Consider the following 2,414-nt stretch of genomic DNA (forward strand, 5'->3'; position numbering starts at 1 on the left):
CAATAATTGCTATGATTACCGAGGACAAAGTTACTGAGATTTTCTGTATTACGGATGACTTCTGCAAAGTTTTTGATGTTGTTTCTCGGTCAATACCACACTTAGCCATGAATGAAGCTGCATTACAAATCGCACCTATAACCTTTTCTTGTTCAATAGCACTTTTAATAATTGGCATAACCTTTTCTGCAACAGGTGTATTCCAACCAAAACCGCCAATTAATACCAATGCTACATAATCATCAGGCATTGTGTCAAACGAATAATCGGGTAATGTGCGGAATCCACCAATCGAACTTATTGGTTCTAAGGTGGGTGCGACAACCTTATTGACATATTTTGGATTTTTTTTCATGGCAAAATCATCAGCTGTAATAGCCTGTGAAAAGTACACAGCTTCATGTGCTGCATAATCCGGCAAAAGGATAAATAAATAAAATTTCTTTATTCATGATTTTTTTATTTATAAATGTTCTTTTATAACTCTATATTTACTTTTATCTTCCCTATGGTTTTTTGTTCATCACGTATCCGGCATAGTTCCCGGTATGCCTTTTCTTTGTACTCCAGCAAAGCGGAGTTTTCGGAGCGCAGCCGGGCAATCTCCCTTTCTTGTTCTTCGCTTTTGGCTTCTGCCTTTGCTTTTTCTTCGGCAGCATGGGCGATCAGTTCCGGCGCTGGGAGTTGCTTGGCGGTCTGTTCCCGGACAGCTTGGAGAAGCAGGTGCACCGCTTCCGTCCCCTCGTTGTGTCGTTCCATGATCTTTGCGGATTGTTCCAGCCGCCCGGCAACCTTTTCTAATGGGGAGAGGTCAAAAGCTTCACCCCGGAGGTCGAACCCGGTTCTTTGGAAATAATCAACGGACAACTCGACAAATTCTTTGCGAGTTATACCCGTACCGTTTAAATACTCGTCTAATTTTTTGGCGTACTCTTGGCTTATCGCTATGGTGGTAAGCGGTGTTTTCCTCTTTTGCTTGCTTTCCTGTCCTTTCTCCATTGCTGTAAAATGCTATATTCTGTTGCAAAGGTAGTTATAAGTATTATTATAGCAATTTATCACAGATATTATTGCAATTTATTGCGATTATAGCAAAATAAATCACCTTGCTATTAGCTGGAAGTCATGGTAAACACCCCCCCCCTCTTCCGCAGGCTTCCGGACATGGTTCGGTGAATATCACTGTTACGAATATTGCCCCGGCGAACTTCTCTATCTCTGTAACTATTGCCCGTAAATCTCTGCCATAGCCGTTTATTTCGGCTGGTACGATAACTTTATCACCTGTTTTCATACTTGTATGTTTTTTATTCTATACCAAAATCTTCCATTAAGCAAACCCGGATGATAGCCCCTATCTGTTTGGCTGGCTTGTCTATATATTGCTCAAACTTCTTTTGTATCTTTTGCGCCACCTGTACGGCTATTTCCGGGTGTAACTGTACGGCGTTCACTACACGCTTAACATATCCTTTGTCACTTTTAGAGAACCTCGAAATAGTGGTTGTTATGTAGATGATCGCCTGTTTTGCGCTTTCGTATTCCAATAGCTTTTGTTGTTCGGTTTGCCTTGTGTAAACGTAGAATTTGTATTCGGTAACTTCCTTGCCTTTGTAGCTCTTTGGCTCGAACTCGAAGTATAAATCGCATTGTCCGGCATTGTACAACTCCCGGAGTTCCTTTTGCGGATCGTCAAGTACACGCCTTTTGAAATCGCATCCCCGTTTGTATTTCTTTTCCAACATGAACATTTCCCGAAGCTTTTCGACTGTGTAGAAAAAGAACCCGGCGTTTCGGTATTGGCAGCACAGTTCGTAAAACCTTTGCGAGAATGTGCTTTTGAGTGCGATTGCTACCGTCATGGAGTAACTCGTGAAGTTTTGGGCGAGTTCCACGTAATAGGGTAGTACCTCTTTGGAAACTTGCACCTCAAAATACGATTTATTTTTGATATGCTTGACGTAATTGACAAAACCGATACTTAGCCACATTTTTTCGTTGTTGATCTCTATATCGCGATTTCTAAGCCGTTTTAGCGCATCGTAGATGTTTTGCATCTTGGTATTGTCACCGCATTTCTTTAGTTCTTCCTCGTGTATGGTGATAATCAGATCATCGAATAAGTCCCGTCTGCCGTTCTCGTTCTCGATGTATTGCGCCCGGATATTTCGTATAATGGAGTATAGGGCACGTTTTTCGATAAGGTCGAACTTGTAGCGTGCGGTAGTCAGCGCATTGTCTTGCGACAGGACTATATCCCTCTGTTTCTTGTCTTTCTTCTCCATGACTTTAATGCTTTTCGCAAAGGAAATATTTATCTACGACAAAAACAAATATATGGCGTAGAATATTTGTCGTAGATAACCGTTTTTTTCGGAAATTTGTCGTAGATGCTCGGAAATTTGTCGTAGATG

The 2,414-nt window shown here is 41.5% G+C and carries 4 protein-coding genes; all 4 read right to left on the bottom strand.

The genetic code is table 11. From position 1 onward, the window contains the following. Positions 1-448, bottom strand: a 448-nt coding sequence (locus HMPREF0999_RS21575) for a DJ-1/PfpI family protein (RefSeq protein WP_198286130.1), incomplete at its 3' end; no start/stop codon positions are given. A gap of 29 nt (positions 449-477) precedes the next feature. Next, positions 478-999, bottom strand: a complete 522-nt coding sequence (locus tag HMPREF0999_RS21580; protein WP_008669313.1) for a hypothetical protein — start codon at positions 997-999, stop codon at positions 478-480. A gap of 124 nt (positions 1,000-1,123) precedes the next feature. After that, positions 1,124-1,294, bottom strand: coding sequence for a hypothetical protein (locus tag HMPREF0999_RS22280; protein WP_009276913.1), 171 nt, complete (start codon positions 1,292-1,294; stop codon positions 1,124-1,126). Positions 1,295-1,307: 13 nt separating this feature from the next. Continuing rightward, positions 1,308-2,285, bottom strand: a complete 978-nt coding sequence (locus HMPREF0999_RS21585) for a replication initiation protein (protein ID WP_008669318.1) — start codon at positions 2,283-2,285, stop codon at positions 1,308-1,310. Between the last annotated feature and the right edge of the window lie 129 nt (positions 2,286-2,414).

It is taken from the genome of Parabacteroides sp. D25, from assembly GCF_000307475.1.
Lineage (GTDB): Bacteria > Bacteroidota > Bacteroidia > Bacteroidales > Tannerellaceae > Parabacteroides > Parabacteroides distasonis.

Coding starts and splice junctions, on each gene's coding strand:
- HMPREF0999_RS21580 (WP_008669313.1), bottom strand. CDS start 999: ATGGAGAAAGGACAGGAAAGCAAGCAAAAGAGGAAAACACCGCTTACC.
- HMPREF0999_RS21585 (WP_008669318.1), bottom strand. CDS start 2,285: ATGGAGAAGAAAGACAAGAAACAGAGGGATATAGTCCTGTCGCAAGAC.
- HMPREF0999_RS22280 (WP_009276913.1), bottom strand. CDS start 1,294: ATGAAAACAGGTGATAAAGTTATCGTACCAGCCGAAATAAACGGCTAT.